Origin of the sequence: Mongoliimonas terrestris (genome assembly GCF_001927285.1) — a bacterium.
In the GTDB taxonomy this organism is placed as follows: Bacteria; Pseudomonadota; Alphaproteobacteria; order Rhizobiales; family Pleomorphomonadaceae; genus Chthonobacter; species Chthonobacter terrestris.
The window spans coordinates 1-737 of sequence record NZ_MSIG01000056.1 but is presented as its reverse complement, the minus strand read 5'-3'; the positions used below and the strand labels follow the sequence as shown (position 1 = coordinate 737).

At 71.5% G+C, this 737-nt stretch carries 1 protein-coding gene; it reads left to right on the top strand.

What is annotated here, in order from left to right:
- Positions 1–737: electron transfer flavoprotein subunit alpha/FixB family protein (locus BUQ68_RS22595; protein ID WP_075218286.1), on the top strand; the 737-nt coding region annotated here is incomplete at both ends.

Below are 737 nucleotides of genomic sequence, written 5' to 3'. Positions count from 1 at the left end.
CTGCTTGCCGACGACGACAGCCTGAAGCACCAGATGGCCGAGCCGCTCGCCGCGCTCGTGGTCTCGCTGGCGCCGGCCTACCGGGCGATCGTCGCGCCGGCCACCACCACGTTCAAGAACGCGCTGCCGCGGGTCGCCGCCCTCCTCGACGTGATGCAGATCTCGGACGTCACCGCCGTGCACGGCCCGTCCACCTTCGAGCGGCCGATCTACGCCGGCAACGCCATCCAGACCGTGGAGGCGACCGACGCCAAGGTGGTGGTCACCGTGCGCACCGCCGCCTTCAAGGCGGCGGAGGCGGCCGGCTCGGCCCCGGTGGAGAGCGTGGCGGCGGCCGGCGACCCGGGCGTCTCGTCCTTCGTCGGCGAGGCGATCTCGGCCAGCGACCGGCCGGAGCTCACCTCCGCGCGCATCATCGTCTCCGGCGGCCGGGCTCTCGGCTCGGCGGAGAAGTTCCAGGAGGTGGTCATCCCGCTCGCCGACGCCCTCGGCGCGGCGGTCGGCGCCAGCCGCGCGGCGGTCGATGCCGGCTATGCGCCGAACGACTGGCAGGTCGGCCAGACCGGCAAGGTCGTCGCCCCGGACCTCTATGTGGCGCTCGGGATTTCCGGCGCCATCCAGCATCTTGCCGGCATGAAGGACAGCAAGGTCATCGTCGCCGTCAACAAGGACGAGGAGGCGCCCATCTTCCAGGTCGCCGATTATGGACTTGTCGGCGACCTCTTCGACGTCGTACC